Below are 20,879 nucleotides of genomic sequence, written 5' to 3'. Positions count from 1 at the left end.
CGATGGCCACGACCCCCGCGCCCCACCCCCAGGCGCCCCCGAAGCCGACCTGGGACCCCCGGGACCCCGTCCGGCCGCTGCTGCGCCCGACCATCCGGATAAGGCTCACCCTGCTGTACGGCGGGATGTTCCTGATCGCCGGCATCCTGCTGCTGTCGATCATCTACCTCTTCACCGCCCAGGCGCTCAGCGACAGCACCTCCCAGCTGCCCTTCAAGGTCGTCAACGGCACGGTCCAGCCCACCACCTCCTGGTGCCGGCTGCCCGAGTCGCCCACCGGCGACCAGCTCAACGACGCCGTCACGCTCTGCCTGCGGCACCAGAGCGACCTGGCCCTGGACGACCTCCTGCGCCGGTCCCTGTTCGCCCTGCTCGGCCTGAGCATCATCGCCTTCGCCTTCGGCTACGCCATGGCGGGACGGGTGCTCTCCCCGCTCGGCCGGATCACCCGGACCGCCCGCCAGGTGGCCGGCTCCGACCTGTCCCGGCGGATCGAGCTGGACGGCCCCGACGACGAGCTCAAGGAGCTCGCCGACACCTTCGACGAGATGCTGGACCGCCTGGAGCGCGCCTTCACGGCCCAGCAGCGCTTCGTCGCGAACGCCTCGCACGAGCTGCGGACCCCGCTCGCGATCAACCGCACCCTCCTGGAGGTCCACCTCTCGGACCCCGGGGCGCCGGTGGAGCTCCAGCAGCTCGGCAAGACCCTGCTCGCGACCAACGAGCGCAGCGAACAGCTCGTCGAGGGCCTGCTGCTGCTCGCCCGCAGCGACAACCAGATCATCGAACGCAAGCCCGTCGACCTGGCCGAGGTCGCCGAGCGGGGCGTCGACCAGGTGCACGCCGAGGCCGAGGCCAAGGGCGTGGAGATCCGGGGCGAGCGCGCGCCCGCCGTCGTCCAGGGCAACGGCGTGCTCCTCGAACGGATCGCGCTGAACCTGCTCCAGAACGCCGTGCGGTACAACGTGCCGGAAGGAGGCTGGGTGGAGGTCACCACCGAGGCCAAGGACGGCCAGGCGGTCCTGGTCGTCTCGAACACGGGACCGGTGGTCCCCGCGTACGAGATCGACAACCTCTTCGAGCCGTTCAGAAGGCTCCGGCAGGAGCGGACCGGCAGCGACAAGGGGGTCGGTCTCGGCCTGTCGATCGCCCGCTCCGTGGCCCGCGCCCACGGCGGCCGTATCATCGCGGAGCCGCGCGAGGGCGGTGGGCTCGTGATGCGCGTCACTCTGCCGATCTGACACACTGCAGGAGCCGACCGGTTCCGTTCGCTTTGCGCGGAATTCCGGAGCCCCGATCCTGAGACGCTCCTGTGTGATCGATCACAGGGGAGGGTGCCCGGCCCTCCACTCTCCGTGACCGGGAAAACCCTCGGAAAACCAGGAAAAGTCCGGGTTTCCGAGGACCGGAATGACGGGAAGTACACGGGGTGGCGCCTGCGAGGGCCGCCCCGAGGACCGTGTACGGTCCGCTTCGCCACCCGATACCGAGCACTCGTGAGAGGGCGCGACGGGTGTCGATTGAGTAACAGACCTTGATGTGAGGCAAAATCTCCGCCTCAGGTCGGGCACAAGTCCGACCTCTCACGCGTTACGTGCGCTGGAGACACCGCAACCACCCAGAGGGGGAGAGCGACATGGCAACGGATTACGACACCCCACGCAAGACCGACGACGACGTCGACTCGGACAGCCTTGAGGAACTGAAGGCCCGCCGGAACGACAAGTCGACCTCGACCGTCGACGTCGACGAGTTCGAGGCCGCCGAAGGCCTGGAGCTTCCCGGCGCCGACCTCTCGAACGAGGAGCTGGCCGTCCGGGTCCTGCCCAAGCAGGCCGACGAGTTCACCTGCATGAGCTGCTTCCTCGTGCACCACCGCAGCCAGCTGGCGCGGGAGAAGAACGGCCAGCCGATCTGCCGCGACTGCGACTGAGACGCCCGGCCGTGGCAGGCGACACACCGTCCCGGAAGCGGCGTCTGCGGCTCCCCGGGAGCCCGGAGACGCACAAGGGCGGCTCGGGCCCGGCGGAGGGCGCCCACGAGGCCCCCGAAGCCGAGCGCACCGCCTCCCTGCCCTCCCTCGGCGCACGTGACGACGGGCGAGGCCTCCCGGCCTCGCTCGAAGCGGTCGTCGAGGTCGCCGAGACGGACCCGGCGTCCCCGCCGGAGGGACGGGGCGACGCGTCGGCCGACGCCCGGCAGGGCGGACGCCTCGGCGCCGTCAGGCGGCTGGCCAATCCCGCGCGGGCCCGGCTCGACCGGATCAGGATCGGCTCCGACCGGATCGACGCCGTCCGGCGCGGCGTCACACAGGGCGTCCGGCAGGGCGTGAAGCGCGGCGGAGACGGCGCCAAGGCCGGCCTGGGCTACCTGGCCGACCGGCTGATCGACCTCGCCCCGCGGATCCCCGTCCGCGACCTGGCGACCCTGCGCAAGCAGTTCCCCGGCCTCGGCCCCGAGGAGCTCGCCGACAAACTCGTCGCCGGCGCGGCGAACGCGAGCTCGACCGTGGGCGCCGGCGTCGGCGCCGCCGCCATGCTCCCCGTACCCCCGGCCCTGCCGGCCGAGCTGGCGGCCGAGATCACCGGCGTCGCCGCCGTGGAGCTCAAACTCATCGCCGAACTGCACGAGGTCTACGGACTGCGGCCCCCCGGCCGGCTCGCGCAGCGCTCGGCGGCCTATCTGACCTCCTGGGCCGAGGAGAGGGGCATCGACCCCACCAAGCCCACCACGATGAACGCGGCACTCGGCGGTCAGCTCAAGCGCGAACTGCGCCAGCAGATCACGAAGCGCATGGTGCGCAACCTGCCGAACCTCATGCCCTTCATGGTGGGCGCCGCCGTCGGCGCCGTCATGAACCGCCGCGACACCAGGAGACTCGCCGGGCACATCCGCAAGGACCTCCGCGCCCGCCAGGTCCCCTGGGACGCCCTCCGGGACCTTCCCCCGCTGGAGCAGCCCGAGAACCCCAAGGAGCTGGGCTTCTGACCCGGCGGGCGCGCCGGATCAGGCGCGCTCCGCCTCCAGGGCCGCGACCAGCGCCTCCGGCTCGCGGCTGGACAGGTACACGTACGGCGTCGGGTCCGCCGGGTCGGTCACCTCGACCCGTACCGCCCCCGGCACGTAGCTGCGCATCAGCATGAAGGCGCGCGGGTCCGCCTTGTAAGTGCGCCAGGCGCGCGCCTCCTCGGCGTCGAGCGCCTCGGCCGTCCCGAGCGCCGTCACCGGGATCCGGGCGTCCCCCGCCACCAGCGAACCGGCCACCACCCGGATCCGGGCGGAGCCGTACGAGGAGACCACCACCCCGGCGACCACCGCCGCCGCGATCAGGCCGCCCAGCATGGGGACCGTGCCCAGCGGGAACATGATCAGGGCGCCGGAGAGGCCGATCAGACCCACGATCACCCACCACGACCGGGGCGCCGTCAGCCGCTCGTCGAAGCGCGGCGCGGCGGAGGACGCGGGGGAGGGGTCCGGGGACGGTGCGGAAGGCTGCATGCGTCCAAGCCTGCCACGGCGCGACCTGCGGCCATCCGCGCGGGTAAGGTCTGCGGCTGTGACTGCAACATCTGCCGCCCTCACCCCGCCGGCCGACGCCATACCGCCGGTACGCCACCCGGACGCGCCGGCTCCCGGGGAGCTGCTCGGCGCACACTACGAGCACTGCTTCGGGTGCGGCGGCGGGCAGCCCCACGGCCTCCACCTGGAAGCGCGCGCGGGCGAGGGCGTGACCGTCACCGCCGAGTTCACGGTGACCCCCGACCACCAGGGCGCCCCCGGCCTCGCGCACGGCGGCGTCCTCGCCACCGCGCTCGACGAGACCCTCGGCTCCCTGAACTGGCTGCTGCGGGTCATCGCCGTGACCGGACGCCTGGAGACCGACTTCGCCCGGCCCGTCCCGGTCGGCACCGTGCTCCACCTGGAGGCCGCCGTCACCGCCGTGCACGGCCGCAAGATCTACTCGACCGCCGTCGGACGGATCGGCGGGCCCGAGGGTCCCGTCGCCGTCCGCGCCGACGCCCTCTTCATCGAGGTCAAGGTCGACCACTTCATCGACAACGGCCGCCCGGAGGAGATCCGGGCCGCCATGTCCGACCCCGACCAGGTCCGGCGCGCCCGCGCCTTCGAGGTGAACCCCTGATGCGCAACCCTGTCGACGTACTGATCCGGCGAGTGGACCCGGACGTGCCGATCCCGGCCTACGGGCATCCCGGCGACGCCGGTGCCGACCTCGTGACCACCGAGGCCGTCGTGCTGGCCCCCGGGGAGCGCGCCGTGCTGCCCACCGGAGTCTCCATCGCCCTGCCGGACGGGTACGCGGCCTTCGTGCACCCGCGCTCCGGTCTCGCCGCCCGCTGCGGAGTGGCGCTCGTGAATGCCCCCGGGACGGTCGATGCCGGGTACCGTGGAGAGATCAAGGTGATCGTGGTCAATCTCGACCCGCGCGAGGACGTGCGGTTCGAACGGTTCGACCGGATTGCCCAACTCGTCGTCCAGCAGGTCGAGAAGGTCCGCTTCCACGAGGTGGCGGAGCTTCCCGGTTCGGCGCGGGCCGAGGGGGGCTTCGGGTCCACCGGCGGCCATGCCGCCGTGGACGGCACAACGGGTGGGAATCGATACGCTTCGGTCGTATCCGACCGGGAAGGACAGTGACGTGTTCGGACGTCGCAAGAAGAGCGGTGCCGCCGAGGACGCGGCGGGCGAGGCCGAGCAGGTCGTCGACGCGGTGGAGGACGAGGACGCGGCCGCGCCGCGCCGCGTGAACCTTCCGCCGGCGCCCCGGCCCGACGGGCCCTGGGACATCTCTGAGGTCGCCAAGCCCGACGAGGGCCGCGTGGACCTCGGCGGGATCTTCGTGCCCGGAGTCGAGGGCATGGAACTGCGGGTCGAGGTGGCGGGCGACGCGATCGTCGCGGCCACCGTCGTCCTGCGCGACAGCGCCGTACAGCTGCAGGCCTTCGCCGCCCCCAAGAACGAGGGCATCTGGGGCGAGGTCCGCGACGAGATCGCCACCGGCATCGTCCAGCAGGGCGGTGCCATCGACGAGGTCGAGGGCCCGCTCGGCTGGGAGCTGCGGGCCCAGGTCCCGGTGCAGCTGCCGGACGGCAACCGCGGCGTGCAGCTGGTCCGCTTCGTGGGCGTCGACGGACCCCGCTGGTTCCTGCGCGGAGTGATCTCCGGGCAGGGCGCGGTCCAGCCCGAGGCCGCCGGCCTCCTGGAGCAGATCGTCCGGGACACCGTGGTCGTCCGCGGCGACGGCCCGATGGCCCCGCGCGACCCGATCGTCCTCAAGCTGCCGAACGACGCGCAGATGGTGCCGGACGGCGTGCAGCAGGAGGAGCAGGAGGGCTCCCGCTTCTCCGGCGGCATGGGCCAGCTCCAGCGCGGTCCGGAGATCTCCGAGATCCGCTGAGCCCCGAGATCCGCTGAGCCCCGGGTTCCGCTGAGCCCCGGGCGGGCCCCGCCGGGCCCCGGGCTCCGCTGACGTGCGGCAGAGGCCGGTGGGTCGCTTCCCGTACGCCTCGTACGGGAAGCGACCCACCGGCCGTTCCGTCCTCCGCCCCGGCACACCGCCGACGGCGGGGCGGGCCGCCGGCCGGCCACATCAGGATCACGTCAATACCGCCCGAGGCATCTCCCCGCGCACCGAATGTCCGATTGGCTGGACGTATGGTCGAGCCATGGGACGCGGCAAGCTTCGGATCTACCTCGGCGCTGCGCCGGGCGTCGGCAAGACCTACGCGATGCTCGCCGAGGGCCGCCGCCGGGTGGAGCGCGGCACGGACTGCGTGGTGGCGTTCGTGGAGCACCACGGGCGGCCGCGCACGGAGGCCATGCTGCACGGCCTGGAGGTGGTCCCGCGCCGCGCCCTGGAGCACCGGGGGGCGGCCCTCACGGAGATGGACGTCGACGCCGTCCTCGCCCGCCGTCCCGCGGTCGCCCTCGTCGACGAACTCGCCCACACGAACGTGCCGGGCTCCCGCAATCCCAAGCGGTGGCAGGACGTCGCCGAACTCCTCGCCGCCGGCATCGACGTCGTGTCGACCGTCAACATCCAGCACCTGGAGTCCCTCGGCGACGTCGTCGAGGCGATCACCGGGGTGCGGCAGCGGGAGACCGTCCCCGACGAGGTGGTGCGCCGGGCCGACCAGATCGAGCTGGTCGACATGGACCCGAAGGCGCTGCGACGGCGGATGGCCCACGGCAACGTCTACACCTCGGACAAGGTCGACGCGGCCCTCTCCAACTACTTTCGCCCCGGCAACCTCACGGCCCTGCGCGAGCTGGCCCTGCTCTGGACCGCCGACCGGGTCGACGAGTACCTCCGGCAGTACAGGGGCGAGCACGGCATCCGCTCCACCTGGCAGGCCCGGGAGCGCATCGTCGTCGGTCTGACCGGCGGCCCCGAGGGCCGCACCCTCATACGGCGCGCCACCCGGCTCGCCGAGAAGGGCGCCGGCGGCGAGGTCCTCGCCGTCTACATCGCCCGCAGCGACGGCCTCACCGCCGCCTCCCCGAAGGAGCTGGCCGTCCAGCGCACCCTCGTCGAGGACCTCGGCGGAACGTTCCACCACGTCATCGGCGACGACATCCCCTCGGCGCTCCTGGAATTCGCCCGCGGGGTCAACGCCACCCAGATCGTGCTCGGCTCCAGCCGCCGCCGGACCTGGCAGTACGTGCTCGGCCCCGGCGTCGGCCAGACCGTGGCCCGCGACTCCGGCCCCGACCTCGACGTCCACATCGTCACCCACGACGAGGTCGCCAAGGGCCGGGGCCTGCCCGTCGCGCGCGGAGCCCGCCTCGGCCGCTCCCGGATCCTCGGCGGCTGGCTCGTCGGCGTCGCGGGCCCGGTCGCCCTGGCCCTGCTCCTCACGCACGTCGACGCGGACCTCGGGCTCGCCAACGACATGCTGCTCTTCCTCGCCCTGACCGTGACCGCCGCGCTGCTCGGTGGATTCCTGCCGGCGCTCGCCTCGGCCGCCGCCGGCTCCCTCCTCCTCAACTGGTTCTTCACCCCGCCGGTCCACCGCCTGACCATCGCCGACCCCCTCAACATCGTCGCCATCGCCGTCTTCTTCGGCGTCGCGATGTCGGTCGCCTCCGTGGTGGACCTGGCCGCCCGGCGCACCCACCAGGCCGCCCGGCTGCGCGCCGAGTCCGAGGTCCTCTCCTACCTGGCCGGCAGCGTGCTGCGCGGCGAGACGAGCCTGGACGCCCTCCTGGAACGGGTCCGCGAGACCTTCTCCATGGAGTCGGTGGCCCTCCTGGAGCGCGCGGACGAGGTCGAGCCGTGGACCCGGGCGGCGAGCGTCGGTCCCCACCCCGCGGCCCGGCCGGAGGACGCGGACGTGGACATGCCCGTCGGCGACCACCTGTCGCTCGCCCTGACCGGCCGGGTGCTGCCGGCCGAGGACCGGCGGGTGCTCGGCGCCTTCGCCGCCCAGGCCGCGGTCGTCCTCGACCGGCAGCGGCTCGTCGGCGAGGCCGAGGAGGCCCGGAAACTGGCCGAGGGCAACAAGATCCGCACCTCCCTGCTCGCCGCCGTCAGCCACGACCTGCGGACCCCGCTCGCGAGCATCAAGGCCTCCGTCTCCTCCCTCCGCTCCGACGACGTCGAATGGTCCGAGCAGGACCGGGCCGAGCTCCTGGAGGGCATCGAGGCCGGCGCCGACCGCCTCGACCACCTGGTGGGCAACCTCCTCGACATGTCCCGCCTCCGGACCGGCACCGTCACCCCCCTGATCCACGCCGTCGACCTCGACGAGGTCGTCCCCATGGCCCTCGGGGGAGTGCCGGACGGCAGCGCCGAACTCGACATCCCCGAGACCCTGCCCATGGTCGAGGTCGACAAGGGCCTCCTGGAGCGGGCCGTCGCCAACATCGTGGAGAACGCCGTGAAGTACAGCCCCGAGGACGTGCCCGTCGCCGTCGCCGCCAGCGCCCTGGGCGACCGGGTCGAGCTGCGGGTCGTGGACCGCGGCCCCGGCGTCCCCGACGAGGCCAAGGACGGCATCTTCGAGCCCTTCCAGCGCCTCGGTGACGCCCCGCGCGGCTCCGGCGTCGGCCTCGGCCTCGCGGTCGCCCGCGGCTTCGTCGAGGCCATGGGCGGAACGCTCGGTGCCGAGGACACCCCCGGCGGCGGCCTCACCATGGTGCTCACCCTGCGGGCCGCGCCGGGCGGGCCCCGGGCCCCGGCCGCCGGCCTCCCGGACCACGCCGTGACCTGACCCGCGTCCGCGCCGCCGGGCCCGCGACCCGGCCCGGTCGCCGGTCCCGCGCCCGTATCCCCTCCGTATCCACCGACATGAAGAAGAAGGCAGGCCCCTCCATGACCCGGGTCCTCGTGGTCGACGACGAGCCGCAGATCGTCCGCGCCCTGGTGATCAACCTGAAGGCGCGGAAGTACGAGGTCGACACCGCGCCCGACGGCGCCACCGCCCTCCGGCTCGCCGCCGAACGCCATCCCGACGTCGTCGTCCTCGACCTCGGACTGCCCGACATGGACGGCGTCGACGTGATCAAGGGCCTGCGCGGCTGGACGCGGGTGCCCGTCCTGGTCCTGTCCGCCCGGCAGACCTCCGACGAGAAGGTCGAGGCGCTCGACGCGGGCGCCGACGACTACGTCACCAAGCCCTTCGGCATGGACGAGCTGCTCGCCCGGCTGCGCGCGGCCGTGCGCCGCGCCGAGCCGGTCGGCGGCACCGAGGACGGGGCCGCCGTGGTCGAGGCCGAGGGCTTCACCGTCGACCTGGCCGCGAAGAAGGTCCACCGCGACGGGCGCGACGTCCGGCTCACCCCCACCGAGTGGCACCTCCTGGAGGTCCTCGTCCGCAACGCCGGCCGGCTCGTCGGCCAGAAGCAGCTGCTCCAGGAGGTCTGGGGACCCTCGTACGGCACGGAGACCAACTACCTCCGGGTCTACATGGCGCAGCTCCGCCGCAAACTGGAGACCGACCCCTCGCACCCCCGGCACTTCGTCACCGAACCGGGCATGGGGTACCGCTTCGAACGCTGAAACGGGGGCCGTGCGGGCCGGTGGTCCGGGGCCCCTCCCGGTGACGGCGGCGGCCGGTACGCTTTCTGTATGAGTGCTGCACCACGTACAGAGAAGCCGGCCGGAAGGTTCCGCCGGATGCTCGACCGGCTCTCCTCCTCCCCGGAGGACCTGGAGTCGGAGGAGCTCCAGGAGGACGCCGAGGCCTCGGGGTGCACGCGTATCTCCGACTGCTCCGACCGACAGATAGTCAAGGTGACTGGTACCTTGCGCACGGTCACGCTGCGTCCCCGGGCCGGTGTGCCCGCGCTGGAGGCCGAGCTCTTCGACGGCACGGCACCGCTCGACGTCGTGTGGCTCGGCCGGCGCTCCATCGTGGGCATCGAACCGGGACGCAAGCTGATCGCCTCCGGCCGCATCTCCATGAGCCACGGCCGGCGGGTCCTCTTCAACCCCAAATACGAGCTCCGACCGCTCGGACAGGAGTAGCCGGTGACGTCCCTCGACAAGCCGACCGCGGACCGGTCGACCCCGGACCAGGACGCCCAGGCGGACAAGGCCGTGACCGAGGCCGCGCTCTTCGAGGCCTTCGGCGGAGTGCGGGGCATGATCGAGACGGTCATGCCCGGGCTGCTGTTCGTCACGATCTTCACGATCAACAAGAACCTGCACGTCTCCGCGATCGCCGCGCTCGCGGTCTCGCTGGTCCTGGTCGCCGTCCGGCTGATCCGCAGGGACACCGTCAAGCACGCCTTCAGCGGCGTCTTCGGCGTCGCCTTCGGCGTCGTCTTCGCGATGATGACGGGCAACGCCAAGGACTTCTACCTGCCGGGCATGCTGTACACCCTGGGCCTCGCCCTGGCGTACATCATCACCGCGCTCGCCGGAGTGCCCCTGATCGGCCTGATCCTCGGCCCGGTCTTCAAGGAGAACCTCTCCTGGCGCACCCGCAACCCCGGCCGCAAGAAGGCCTACACCAAGGCCAGCTGGGCCTGGGGCCTGATCCTGCTCGGCAAGTGCGCGATCCTCTTCCCGATGTACTGGTGGGCCGACACCACCAAGTTCGGCTGGGTGCTCGTCGCCCTCAAGATCCCGCCGTTCCTGCTCGCGGTCTACCTCACCTGGGTGTTCCTCGCGAAGGCCCCGGCGCCGATCGACGTCTTCGCCGAGATGGAGGCCGAGGAGCGCGCCGAGAAGGAGCGCAAGGCGGCCGCCGCCGCACAGCACCGGCCGGAGGTCTGAGCAGCTCGCAGGCCCGAGAGGCCCGAGAGGCCCGAAGACCTGAGGCACTGGGAGACCCGGGGACGCTCGGAGGCCTGGAGACGCTCGGAGACCCGGGGACGCCGGGAAGCCCGAAGGCGCTCGGAGACCCGAAGGCGCCAGGAAGCCCGGGACCCGGTACGCGCAAGGGCCCGGACCTGCTCGTCAGGTCCGGGCCCTTCCGTACGCGTCCTCCGGATCAGGACTCCGACCCGGCCTCGCGGCGGACCTGGAGGAGGTCCTCCAGCTGCTCCTCGCGGGCCTGGGCGGCCACGAACAGCAGCTCGTCGCCGGCCTCCAGGGTCTCCTCGGGGCTCGGCGTCAGCACCCGCGAACCGCGGATGATCGTCACCAGCGAGGTGTCCTGCGGCCAGGCGACCTCGCCCACCTGCGTACCGGCCACCGCCGACTCCGGCGGCAGCGTCAGCTCGACCAGGTTCGCGTCGCCGTGGCTGAAGCGGAGCAGCCGGACCAGGTCGCCGACGCTCACCGCCTCCTCGACCAGGGCCGACATCAGTCGCGGCGTCGAGACGGCCACGTCCACGCCCCAGGCCTCGTTGAACAGCCACTCGTTCTTCGGGTTGTTCACCCGGGCGACCACGCGCGGCACGCCGTACTCGGTCTTGGCGAGCAGCGAGACGACCAGGTTCACCTTGTCGTCACCGGTCGCCGCGATCACCACGTTGCAGCGCTGCAGCGCCGCCTCGTCCAGCGAGGTGATCTCGCAGGCGTCGGCGAGCAGCCACTCCGCCTGCGGCACCCGTTCCACCGAGATGGCGGTCGGCGCCTTGTCGACCAGCAGGACCTCGTGTCCGTTCTCCAGGAGCTCGCCCGCGATGGAACGGCCCACCGCACCCGCGCCCGCAATAGCGACACGCATCAGTGACCGCCCTCCTCGGGACCCTCGGCGAAGGCCGCCTCGACCTTCGCGATCTCGTCCGTACGCATCATCACGTGCACCAGGTCACCTTCCTGGAGCACCGTCTGCGAGGTCGGCAGAATCGCTTCGCCCAGCCGGGTGAGGAAGGCGACGCGGACGCCGGTCTCCTCCTGGAGCCGGCTCACCTTGTGGCCGATCCACGCCGGGGAGGTGTGCACCTCGGCGAGCTGCACGGCCCCGCTCGGGTCGCGCCACAGCGGCTCCGCGCCCGAGGGCAGCAGCCGGCGGAGCATCTGGTCGGCGGTCCAGCGGACCGTCGCGACCGTCGGGATCCCGAGGCGCTGGTAGACCTCGGCGCGCCGCGGGTCGTAGATCCGCGCCGCCACGTTCTCGATGCCGAACATCTCGCGCGCGACCCGCGCCGCGATGATGTTGGAGTTGTCGCCGCTGCTCACCGCGGCGAAGGCACCGGCCTCCTCGATCCCGGCCTCGCGCAGCGTGTCCTGGTCGAAGCCCACGCCCGTGACCCGCCGACCGCCGAAGCCCGAGCCCAGACGGCGGAAAGCCGTCGGGTCCTGGTCCACGACCGCGACGGTGTGCCCCTGCTGCTCCAGGGTCTGCGCGAGAGCGGCTCCCACTCGCCCGCAGCCCATGATGACGATGTGCACGTCCCCTTACCCCGCACTCCTGATCGCCCTGCTGACCTGCGAATACACCCTGCTCACAACTTTCCTCGCCCGATCGGCCCGGGCCGTGGCGGGCAACGCCCCGACGGGTCGCCCGGTCCGAGCTTATGCGGCAACGCTGGCGGGGACCGCATCCGAGGTGGTACTCAGGGAGATTCGGTGCCGATCGGGGGTGCCGGTGCGCGTGGCTCTTTTCGAACGCTTACGATCCTCTCCGTGTCCAAACTGACCGACGTGCCCAAACGGATCCTGATCGGGCGGGCCCTGCGCAGCGACAAGCTGGGAGAGACCCTTCTCCCGAAGCGGATCGCCCTCCCCGTCTTCGCCTCCGACCCGCTGTCCTCGGTGGCGTACGCGCCCGGCGAGGTGCTGCTCGTCCTCTCCGTCGCCGGACTGTCGGCCTACCACTTCAGCCCGTGGATCGCGCTCGCGGTCGTCGTCCTGATGTTCACGGTGGTCGCCTCGTACCGGCAGAACGTGCACGCGTACCCGAGCGGCGGCGGCGACTACGAGGTCGCCACCACCAACCTCGGGCCGAAGGCCGGACTCACCGTCGCGAGCGCCCTGCTCGTCGACTACGTCCTGACCGTCGCCGTGTCGATCGCCTCGGGCATCGAGAACCTCGGCTCCGCGGTGCCCTTCATCGTCGAGCACAAGGTGCCCTCGGCGATCGCGGTCATCGTCCTCCTCACCCTCATGAACCTCCGGGGCGTGAAGGAGTCGGGCAGCCTCTTCGCCATCCCGACGTACGTCTTCGTCGCCGGCGTCTTCATCATGATCATCTGGGGTGCGTACCGGGGGATCGTCCTCGACGAGACCATGAGGGCCCCCACCGCCGGCTTCGAGATCAAGGCCGAGCACCAGGGCCTGGCCGGCTTCGCGCTGGTCTTCCTGCTGCTGCGGGCGTTCTCCTCCGGTTGTGCCGCCCTCACCGGCGTCGAGGCCATCTCCAACGGCGTCCCCGCCTTCCGCAAGCCGAAGTCGAAGAACGCCGCCACCACGCTCGCCCTCATGGGCGGCCTGGCCGTCACCATGTTCTGCGGCATCATCTTCCTGGCCATGGCCACCGACGTCCGGATGGCCGAGAACCCCGCCGAGGACCTGCTGCACAACGGGCAGCCGCTCGGCGCGGGCTACGTCCAGGACCCGGTCATCTCCCAGGTCGCGGCCGCCGTCTTCGGCGACGGAACGTTCTTCTTCATCGTCCTCGCCGCCGCCACCGCCCTCGTCCTCTTCCTGGCCGCCAACACCGCGTACAACGGCTTCCCGCTCCTCGGTTCGATCCTCGCCCAGGACCGGTACCTGCCGCGCCAGCTGCACACCCGCGGCGACCGCCTCGCCTTCTCCAACGGCATCGTGCTCCTCGCCGGCGCCGCCGCCCTCCTGGTCTGGATCTACGGAGCCGACTCGACCCGGCTGATCCAGCTCTACATCGTCGGCGTCTTCGTCTCCTTCACCCTCAGCCAGATCGGCATGGTCCGGCACTGGAACCGCCACCTGAGGACCGAGAAGGACCCGGCCAAGCGCCGCCACATGATCCGCTCCCGCGCGATCAACACCTTCGGCGCCTTCTTCACCGGCCTCGTCCTCGTCGTCGTCCTCGCCACCAAGTTCACCCACGGCGCCTGGGTCGCCCTGCTCGGCATGGTGATCTTCTACGGGACGATGACCGCGATCCGCAAGCACTACGACTCCGTCGCCGACGAGATCGCCGCCGCCGAGGAGCGCCCCGACGAGTACGTGCGCCCCTCCCGCGTCCGCTCGGTCGTCCTCGTCTCCAAGCTCCACAAGCCGACCCTGCGCGCCCTGGCCTACGCCAAGCTGCTGCACGCCAGCGAGCTCGAGGCGCTCACCGTGAACGTCGACCCCGTCGAGACCAAGGCGCTCAAGGAGGAGTGGGAGCGGCGCGGCATCAACGTCCCGCTCAAGATCCTCGACTCGCCGTACCGCGAGATCACCCGGCCGGTCATCGAGTACGTGAAGAGCATCCGTCGCGAGAGCCCGCGCGACGCCGTCTCCGTCTACATCCCCGAGTACGTCGTCGGCCACTGGTACGAGCACCTGCTCCACAACCAGTCCGCACTCCGCCTCAAGGGCCGGCTGCTCTTCACCCCCGGCGTGATGGTCACGTCCGTCCCGTACCAGCTCCAGTCCTCCGAGGCCGCGAAGAACCGGGCCAGGAAGCGCCAGGAGTGGAACGCGCCGGGCTCCGTCCGCCGCGGCCCGGTGGAGAAGCGCCAGAAGGAACCCACCGCAAAGAACAACTGAAAAACAGCAACTAGACTGGTGGGCTGCCGTCGGACCGTGGTCCGAGCGGCAGCCCACCTTCTTCTTCCCCCTGGAGTCCCCGGTCATGCAGAACACCCCTGTTACGTCGCTGGTCGGGGCCGAGTACGAGGTGGAGGTCGGCCCGGTCGCCCACGGCGGCCACTGCATCGCCCGCACGGAAGCCGGCCGGGTCCTCTTCGTCCGCCACGCCCTGCCCGGCGAGCGCGTCCGGGTGCGGGTCACCGAGGGCGAGGAGACCTCCCGCTTCCTGCGCGCCGACGCGATCGAGATCCTGAACGCCTCCAAGGACCGCGTCGAGGCCCCCTGCCCCTTCGCCGGGCCCGGCAAGTGCGGCGGCTGCGACTGGCAGCACGCCAAGCCCGGCGCCCAGCGCCGCCTGAAGGGCGAGGTCATCGCGGAACAGCTCCAGCGCCTGGCCGGGCTCACCCCGGAGGAGGCCGGCTGGGACGGCACCGTCATGCCCGCCGAGGGCGACAAGCTCCCCGCGGGCGAGGTCCCGCAGTGGCGCACCCGCGTCCAGTACGCCGTCGACGCCGAGGGCCACGCGGGCCTGCGCAAGCACCGCTCCCACGAGGTCGAGATCATCGACCACTGCATGATCGCCGCCGAGGGCGTCTCGGAGCTCGGCATCGAGAAGCGCGACTGGCCGGGCATGGCCTCCGTCGAGGCCATCGCGGCTTCCGGCTCCAACGACCGCCAGGTCATCCTCACCCCCCGCCCGGGCGCCCGCCTCCCGCTCGTCGAGCTGGACAAGCCGGTCTCCGTGATGCGCGTCGACGAGAAGGACGGCGGCGTCCACCGCGTCCACGGCCGCGCCTTCGTCCGCGAGCGCGCCGACGACCGCACCTACCGCGTCGGCAGCGGCGGCTTCTGGCAGGTCCACCCGAAGGCCGCGCAGACCCTGATGCTCGCCGTCATGCAGGGCCTCACCCCCCGCAAGGGCGAGACGGCCCTCGACCTCTACTGCGGCGTCGGCCTCTTCGCGGGCGCCCTCGCCGACCGCGTCGGCGACCAGGGCGCCGTCCTCGGCATCGAGTCCGGCAAGCGCGCGGTCGAGGACGCCCGCCACAACCTGGCCGGCTTCCCGCGCGTCCGCATCGAACAGGGCAAGGTCGAGTCGGTCCTCCCGCGCACCGGCATCACCGAGGTCGACCTCATCGTCCTGGACCCGCCCCGCGCGGGCGCCGGCAAGCAGACCGTCCACCACCTGGCCGGCCTGGGCGCCCGCCGCATCGCCTACGTGGCCTGCGACCCGGCCGCCCTGGCCCGAGACCTCGCCTACTTCGCCGAACGCGGCTACAAGGTGCGGACCCTGCGGGCGTTCGACCTGTTCCCGATGACCCACCACGTAGAGTGCGTCGCGATCCTTGAGCCCGCCGAAAAGGGCCGCTGACCTGGCGTTTCTCCGAGTGTGCATTATGGGCGTTACGTGCGTTAGGTGCGATATCTTGACGCATATTCGACGCACGTGACGCACGTTTGACGCACGGACGGCACGATTTCTGATGGTCCATCATGCCTGATCGACGACCGCCGAGTGGAGCTCTCCGCTGTCTGCTCTGAGGCGCGCTGAGGTGGCCGAGGCGCTGGCTGCTGAGCTGTTGGCCGCCCCTGCCCCATCCCTTCTCGGTAGTGACGTTCCGTGACGCTAGATGAGGTGTCCGGTCCCTGTTGCGTCAGGGGCCGTACGGGCTCCAATGCCCGAGGAAGGGCCTGAGATCGTCGGCTCGTGGTTCGGGGATGTGGGGCAGTCGGGGCGGTGTGTTCAGCGGGTCGAGGCGCTCCACGCGTGTTGCTGCCCAGGCGATCCACGTTTCGGCTTCGGTCCTGGTCTGGCCCGGCGGCATGGCCTCGACCCGGGTGCGTACGGCGCTGACGTACTCCGCGAGTTCGGTGGCGTGACGCCATGCCGCTTCCTGCGCCTCGAAGTGCCGGAAGCGGTACGCCTCTGCGTACTGGATGCGCGCTTCTTCCATGGCGGCTTCCCAGCGGATGCGCTTCTGGCGGGCTGCTTCGATCTCGTCGAGACGTTTGCGTTCGGCGGCTTCGCCGCGGAGGGTGACCTCCTGCGCGATCTCGGCGAGCTGGTCTTCGAGTGAGCGGCCAGGGGCGTCGGACCATTCGCTCGCCCGGTGTGGCTGGCCGCCGTTGAGGACGAAGCGGAGGCGTTCGGACGGGGTGTAGTCGAAGCGGGGGATCTTGATCCAGGAGTTTTTCTTGGCCTCGGCGAGTTCCTTCTCGGTGGCGACGTGCTCAGTCCGGTCCTGCTCCTGAAGGACGAGGAACTCCACGGTCTGGCCCTGCGCGGTGATGGTGAAGTGGGGAGACGCCCTGCGGCGGCGGTGGGACGGGGGTGCGGAGCCGGTATGCCCTGCCGCACTGGAATGTCCTGCGTTCTCGGTGGCGGTGATCAGCGCCTGGATAAGCCTGAGGGCGCGTCCTTGGACCGGTTTGGTCAGGCCGAGTGGCTGTTGTTCCTTCTGCATGGCCCGAACCACGGTGTGCGGCCGCGTGAGCCGGGAGGGAACGGGCACGGGCTCGAGGACTGTGAGGCGCCAGGCGGGGATGTCGACGAGCTTGATCTCGTACCCGCCCCGGCACCAACCCCCGTACAGCTCCTTCGTCTCCGGGACTTTTCCGGACCTTCGTGCCGCGGCGACGCGGGATGGCCACTTCTCCAAGTCCGGACCGCTGCCGCTCTTGACGACTATGCCGTCAGCCTCCGCGAGCTCTTGCAGTAGCTCCTCCGTGAACGTCACCCGGGGGTGTGACGGAGGGCTTGGCTTCCGCCCGGCGGTCGGAGTTTCCTGCGCTCGGGTGGTCTGGGGTCGTGGAGCGGCGGCTTGGGTCTTCGGCGGGCGTGACCCGCGGGGAGGGTACGTGCCGTGCGCCAGGTAGTGCTGGCCAGCACTCGTCAGGGCGACGCTCCACTGGCCGGCCTTCCGGGAGACCAGGACCAGGCCCCGGTTCTGCAGCGCCTGACAGGTGCTCTTGTAGGAGCTGGTCTCCCAAACGCCGGCAGGGCACCCGTCTTGCACCCACTGCAGCACCGAGAGTTGCCGCTCATTGACCTGCCGTTCCAATGGTCCGCCTTCGACTCTAGGTTGACGTACGACGGCGGCATATTGTCAGTTCCGTTCGTCAGCGATGGGTGGTTCGAAAAAACTTGCTCGAACGAGCGGAGTGACGTGGACCATGTCTATGTCCGCGCGGGCGGCGTCTTCACCGTTGCCGTCAACTCGGCCTCCGTAACCTGCTGGCGAATCAGCCCAATGGCTTCGGTCGGGACCTTCAGCCACTGAACTTCGCGCGCAAGCGTTCGTTCTCCTTCTCCAGCGTCTTAACGCGTCGTTCGAGTTCGGCTCGTGTCGGCTTCTTCGGGGGCGGCGGAGGTGTGGGGACCGTGGGTTCCGGTGGCTCGCCGCGCAGTCCGATGGGTTCGAAGGCCACGACCGTTTGCCAGGCGCCTCCGCACTCAGGGCATTGCTTGCTGGACCCTCCAGCATCGATGGGGTCGGTGTACGTGTAATGCGCCTCCGTCTCGATGATGTGGTCGCAGTACAGCCGGACACGCCACCGCATGATCTCGTGGTCGGCCTTCTTGAAGGACTGCATCAGCTTCGCGACGTTCTCGAACGCCTGGCGGCGACGCTCTGCCCTCGCCGGGTCTGCCCGGCATTTGGCATTGTCCTCTTCGACCTGTCGCCGAATCGATTCGCTGCTCTCCTCGCTCTGCTTCTGACGGCGGTGGTCCCTGCGGGTGAGTTCGTATTCCTCCAACGGAACCCCGCTGCTCCGGTATTCGACTTCGCGCATGACGGTGAGCGTAGAAGCGGCGCCTAGGCGGCCGTGGGGAAGAACAGTATTGGTCAACCCGCTTGCGGATTCTGCCCATGAGTGACCGCCGGGGTGCGTGTCGCGTACGCTCCGAGGCCAGCCGCGTGGGCTCGCGTGGTGCGGCGGCGATGGCCGCTCTGAAGCAAGCCATGGGCCACCGCCGACGAGCAACCGATGGTCCCGGTCAAGCCGCCGCCAGGCGCAAACCCAACACCGCTGCCCATCCACTTGAACGAAACAAGAGCAGACGGATTCCCGCCAGTTAGCCGATTTTGATCAATTGGTGGCTCGCCACTGACGCTGTTGGGCAGTATGCCGTCCTGGGGCATTGTCGGTTGAAGGAACCGGAGGGGGAACATGGCGATCAGAGTGTTGCCGGTGTCTGCGGAGCAGTCGGAGCTGCTGGACGCGATCATCGCTTTGGGTAACCGGTACACGAAGTATCTGGGGCTGCTGACGCCGCCTGCCTACCGTAAGCATGCTGAGGACGACGGCCTGCTGGTGGCCATGGATGGCGAGGAGGTGGTCGGCTACGCGCTCTTCGGGCTGCCCAAACGGAGTCTGCATGTGCGGCTGGCTCACTTGTGCGTGGCAGAGGAACACCGAGGCAAGGGTGTCGCTCGTGAGTTGATCGAGGCGATCTGCGCGAGGAACGCTCATCGGCTCGGCATCCGTGCGAAGTGCCGACGCGACTACGGGCTCAGCGACATGTGGACGGCGCTGGGCTTCGTTCCCAGGGGAGAGAGCCTGGGGCGGGGCAAGGACAAGGAGACGCTGGACAGCTGGTGGCTCGATCTGGGGCACGAGGACCTGTTCACCGAGGCCCAGAGCGATGCGCTGCTGGTGGTGACCGTGGACCATGGAGTGTTCGCCGGGCTGCGCGGTACGGGGACGGAACGCGCTGTTGAGGAGTCGCGTGCTCTCGAAGCGGGATGGCTTGCCGACTTGATCGAGCTCGCGTTCACTCCGCAGCTTCTGCACGACGTGCGTGATGTCGAGGAGCGTGAGGCGCGCACCCATCAGCGTGCGGGGCTCGCCGAGCTGCGGTCCTTGTCTCCCGACAGTGCTGCCGTTGCCGTCCGCTTGGAGGAGCTGGCCGCGGCAGCGGGGAAGGAGCTGCCTGATGTTCCCCTCGATGGCCGGCAGCGCGCCCGCTTGCGCTACGTGGCCGAGACGTCGTGTGCCGGGCTCCAGGTACTGGTGACGCGCGATCCCGCACTGGCGGCTCTGGCGGACATCGCCTGGGACGTCGCACGAGTCAAGATCGTCTCCCCGGCGGTGGTCACGCTGCATGTGGACGAACTGCGCCAGGCCCAGGTGTACCGTCCTGCGGATCTCATGGGCACTGCCTTCTCCGCCGAGGAGATCGTGCCAGGCAGTGAAGGAGGGCTGGTTGCCTTCTTCGATCAGGCTGAGGGCGACCGTGGAACGGCCTTCGCGGAGCGGCTGAAAAGTCTCGCCGATGACGGGGTGCTGTGGCGCAGGGAGCTGCTCCGAGACGGAGAGGGATATCCGGTAGCCCTCTACGCCTGGGCCATGGACGGCCGCACGCTGAACGTCGCGTTCCTCCGCACGGCATCGCACCCGCTGGAGGAGACACTTGCACGGCAACTGCTTTTCATGCTCAAGCGGCTCGGCCGAGAGCGAGGGGCGCAGGCGGTCCGTATCACCGATCCGTTCCTATCGCCGGTAGCAATGTCGGCTGCCGGTGCCGACGGCTTCACCGAGGACGAGAGCGGCTTCACCGCACTCTTGGTCGACGTCTGCGGACCTGCTGAGGTCGTCTCGGAGAAGGCAGCGGAGATAGCGGTCCGGATGAGGCGATCGACGCCACGGCTGGATGATCGCGTGTCGCCCGAGATCGCGAGCATGGCCGAGCGGGTGTGGTGGCCGGCCAAAGTGATCGACACGGCCCTGCCCTCCTTCATCGCACCAATCAAGCCGCGCTGGTCCACGGAGCTCTTCGACGTTCCGGCCATGCTCGTTCCCCGGGATGACGTCCTGGGCATCAGCCGCGAGCACGTCTACTACCGCTCGTCCGGACACCGAGGAGAGAGCGTTCCCGCCCGGATCCTGTGGTACGTCAGCGAGGGAACTTCCGGGCAGCAGGGCAAGATGGTCATCGGCTGCTCGCGCCTCGACGAGGTGGTCATCGACGACCCCGACACCCTCTTCTCGCGATTCGAACACCTGGGCGTATATGGTCATGCCGAAGTGCGTGCCGCAGCCGATGTGTCGGGCAAGGCCATGGCGTTGAGGTTTTCGGACACGGAGATCTTTCCCGTACAGGTGACGCATGCACGAGTGACCGCGTTGGCCAAGGGGCTGGGGCTACGGTGGGTACCGCCGATGCAGCTATCGAAGATCAGCAACGCGCTGTTCCAGGCCATGTACGAAGAGGGGCACCGAAAGACGTGAGTGATCCGGAGCGCGCGATGCTGCTGTCCGTCCACCCTCGGTTTGCCACAGCGATCCTGGCTGGGACCAAGACGGTGGAGGTCCGCCGGCAGCGCGTCGCCGCCCCGCCTGGAACGCCAGTACTCCTCTATGCGACCGCGCCCACGATGGCTATCGTGGGCATGGCTCGGATCGCTTCTGTGCAGGTGGCCTCCCCTAGGGAGGTCTGGTCGGTCAGTCGCATGAGCGCCGGTATCAGTCGGCGTGAGTACGACGAGTACATGACCGGAGCGACTCAGGCCAGCGGTCTGGCCCTGGAAGAACCGGTCACTTTCGAGGACCCGGTGCCGCTGGCCGCGCTGCGAGCCTCTGGATCGTTCCATCCACCGCAGAGTTACCGGTACTTGACCAGTGAAGACCTTCGGAAGGTTGTTGAGGTCGCGCCGATGACCGCGGCGGCCCTTAAGGGAGCGATAAACGACCTAACGCCTGCCTAAGCTCGCATGCTCACGATGCGCGGGCGTTGTGTCGACGG

At 70.4% G+C, this 20,879-nt stretch carries 19 protein-coding genes; 14 read left to right on the top strand and 5 right to left on the bottom strand.

Annotation, left to right across the window (positions count from 1 at the left end):
- Positions 1-2: 2 nt before the first annotated feature.
- The 3 genes from IE180_RS24255 to IE180_RS24245 all read left to right on the top strand — a co-directional run bounded on the left by IE180_RS24255 (position 3) and on the right by IE180_RS24245 (position 2,988).
- A complete protein-coding gene (locus tag IE180_RS24255; protein ID WP_093873634.1) occupies positions 3-1,241 on the top strand; it encodes a sensor histidine kinase in 1,239 nt (412 codons plus the stop codon).
- Positions 1,242-1,636: 395 nt separating this feature from the next.
- Positions 1,637-1,933, top strand: coding sequence for a DUF4193 domain-containing protein (locus tag IE180_RS24250; protein WP_003955561.1), 297 nt, complete (start codon positions 1,637-1,639; stop codon positions 1,931-1,933).
- Positions 1,934-1,944: 11 nt separating this feature from the next.
- Positions 1,945-2,988: a hypothetical protein gene (locus tag IE180_RS24245; protein WP_190159060.1), complete on the top strand. Its 1,044-nt coding sequence runs from the start codon at positions 1,945-1,947 to the stop codon at positions 2,986-2,988.
- An 18-nt stretch (positions 2,989-3,006) separates the two neighbouring features.
- Here the strand turns inward: IE180_RS24245 and IE180_RS24240 are convergent, their stop codons facing one another.
- Positions 3,007-3,498 carry a DUF3093 domain-containing protein gene (locus IE180_RS24240; protein ID WP_190159059.1) on the bottom strand — a complete coding sequence of 164 codons (492 nt, stop codon included), beginning with the start codon at positions 3,496-3,498 and terminating at the stop codon, positions 3,007-3,009.
- A gap of 58 nt (positions 3,499-3,556) precedes the next feature.
- Between IE180_RS24240 and IE180_RS24235 the strand changes: the two genes are divergently transcribed.
- The 7 genes from IE180_RS24235 to IE180_RS24205 all read left to right on the top strand — a co-directional run bounded on the left by IE180_RS24235 (position 3,557) and on the right by IE180_RS24205 (position 10,237).
- A complete protein-coding gene (locus tag IE180_RS24235) occupies positions 3,557-4,141 on the top strand; it encodes a PaaI family thioesterase (RefSeq protein WP_190159058.1) in 585 nt (194 codons plus the stop codon).
- Entirely contained in the window at positions 4,141-4,653 is a 513-nt protein-coding gene (gene dut / locus IE180_RS24230) for a dUTP diphosphatase (protein WP_190159057.1), read from the top strand. Before IE180_RS24235 ends, dut begins: the two co-directional genes overlap by 1 nt.
- A gap of 1 nt (position 4,654) precedes the next feature.
- Positions 4,655-5,413, top strand: coding sequence for a DUF3710 domain-containing protein (locus IE180_RS24225; protein ID WP_190159056.1), 759 nt, complete (start codon positions 4,655-4,657; stop codon positions 5,411-5,413).
- A gap of 268 nt (positions 5,414-5,681) precedes the next feature.
- Complete coding sequence (locus IE180_RS24220; RefSeq protein WP_190159055.1) at positions 5,682-8,228, top strand: DUF4118 domain-containing protein; 2,547 nt, start codon at positions 5,682-5,684, stop codon at positions 8,226-8,228.
- Positions 8,229-8,329: 101 nt separating this feature from the next.
- The gene (locus tag IE180_RS24215) at positions 8,330-9,016 is read left to right on the top strand and encodes a response regulator (protein ID WP_190159197.1); all 687 of its coding nucleotides are present in this window, start codon (positions 8,330-8,332) and stop codon (positions 9,014-9,016) included.
- Between the two features lie 69 nt (positions 9,017-9,085).
- Positions 9,086-9,484, top strand: coding sequence for an OB-fold nucleic acid binding domain-containing protein (locus tag IE180_RS24210; protein WP_015036728.1), 399 nt, complete (start codon positions 9,086-9,088; stop codon positions 9,482-9,484).
- 3 nt (positions 9,485-9,487) lie between these two features.
- Positions 9,488-10,237 (top strand): DUF3159 domain-containing protein, encoded by a 750-nt coding sequence (locus tag IE180_RS24205; RefSeq protein ID WP_190159054.1) that lies wholly within the window; start codon positions 9,488-9,490, stop codon positions 10,235-10,237.
- Between the two features lie 217 nt (positions 10,238-10,454).
- On the opposite strand, the gene IE180_RS24200 is transcribed toward IE180_RS24205, so the two are convergent.
- On the bottom strand, positions 10,455-11,135 hold the full coding sequence (locus IE180_RS24200; RefSeq protein ID WP_190159053.1) for a potassium channel family protein: 681 nt from the start codon (positions 11,133-11,135) through the stop codon (positions 10,455-10,457).
- Positions 11,135-11,803, bottom strand: a complete 669-nt coding sequence (locus IE180_RS24195; protein ID WP_190159052.1) for a potassium channel family protein — start codon at positions 11,801-11,803, stop codon at positions 11,135-11,137. Before IE180_RS24195 ends, IE180_RS24200 begins: the two co-directional genes overlap by 1 nt.
- 234 nt (positions 11,804-12,037) lie before the next feature.
- Between IE180_RS24195 and IE180_RS24190 the strand changes: the two genes are divergently transcribed.
- A complete protein-coding gene (locus IE180_RS24190) occupies positions 12,038-14,089 on the top strand; it encodes an APC family permease (RefSeq protein ID WP_190159051.1) in 2,052 nt (683 codons plus the stop codon).
- Positions 14,090-14,174: 85 nt separating this feature from the next.
- Positions 14,175-15,503: a class I SAM-dependent RNA methyltransferase gene (locus IE180_RS24185; RefSeq protein WP_190159050.1), complete on the top strand. Its 1,329-nt coding sequence runs from the start codon at positions 14,175-14,177 to the stop codon at positions 15,501-15,503.
- A 283-nt stretch (positions 15,504-15,786) separates the two neighbouring features.
- Here IE180_RS24185 and IE180_RS36680 read toward each other — a convergent pair whose 3' ends face one another.
- Together IE180_RS36680 and IE180_RS24175 are read right to left on the bottom strand one after the other, a co-directional pair.
- A complete protein-coding gene (locus tag IE180_RS36680; protein WP_229860815.1) occupies positions 15,787-16,869 on the bottom strand; it encodes a hypothetical protein in 1,083 nt (360 codons plus the stop codon).
- A gap of 532 nt (positions 16,870-17,401) precedes the next feature.
- Positions 17,402-17,926 (bottom strand): hypothetical protein, encoded by a 525-nt coding sequence (locus IE180_RS24175; protein ID WP_190159049.1) that lies wholly within the window; start codon positions 17,924-17,926, stop codon positions 17,402-17,404.
- A gap of 378 nt (positions 17,927-18,304) precedes the next feature.
- On the opposite strand from IE180_RS24175, the gene IE180_RS24170 reads away from it, so the two are divergent.
- Together IE180_RS24170 and IE180_RS24165 are read left to right on the top strand one after the other, a co-directional pair.
- Positions 18,305-20,365 carry a GNAT family N-acetyltransferase gene (locus IE180_RS24170; protein WP_190159048.1) on the top strand — a complete coding sequence of 687 codons (2,061 nt, stop codon included), beginning with the start codon at positions 18,305-18,307 and terminating at the stop codon, positions 20,363-20,365.
- Positions 20,362-20,841: an ASCH domain-containing protein gene (locus IE180_RS24165; protein ID WP_229860813.1), complete on the top strand. Its 480-nt coding sequence runs from the start codon at positions 20,362-20,364 to the stop codon at positions 20,839-20,841. The genes IE180_RS24170 and IE180_RS24165 overlap by 4 nt, the downstream gene beginning before the upstream one ends.
- Positions 20,842-20,879: the final 38 nt, after the last annotated feature.

The organism is Streptomyces litmocidini, assembly GCF_014649755.1.
Taxonomy (GTDB): Bacteria; Actinomycetota; Actinomycetes; order Streptomycetales; family Streptomycetaceae; genus Streptomyces; species Streptomyces litmocidini.
This window is presented reverse-complemented; position numbering and strand designations above follow the sequence as displayed.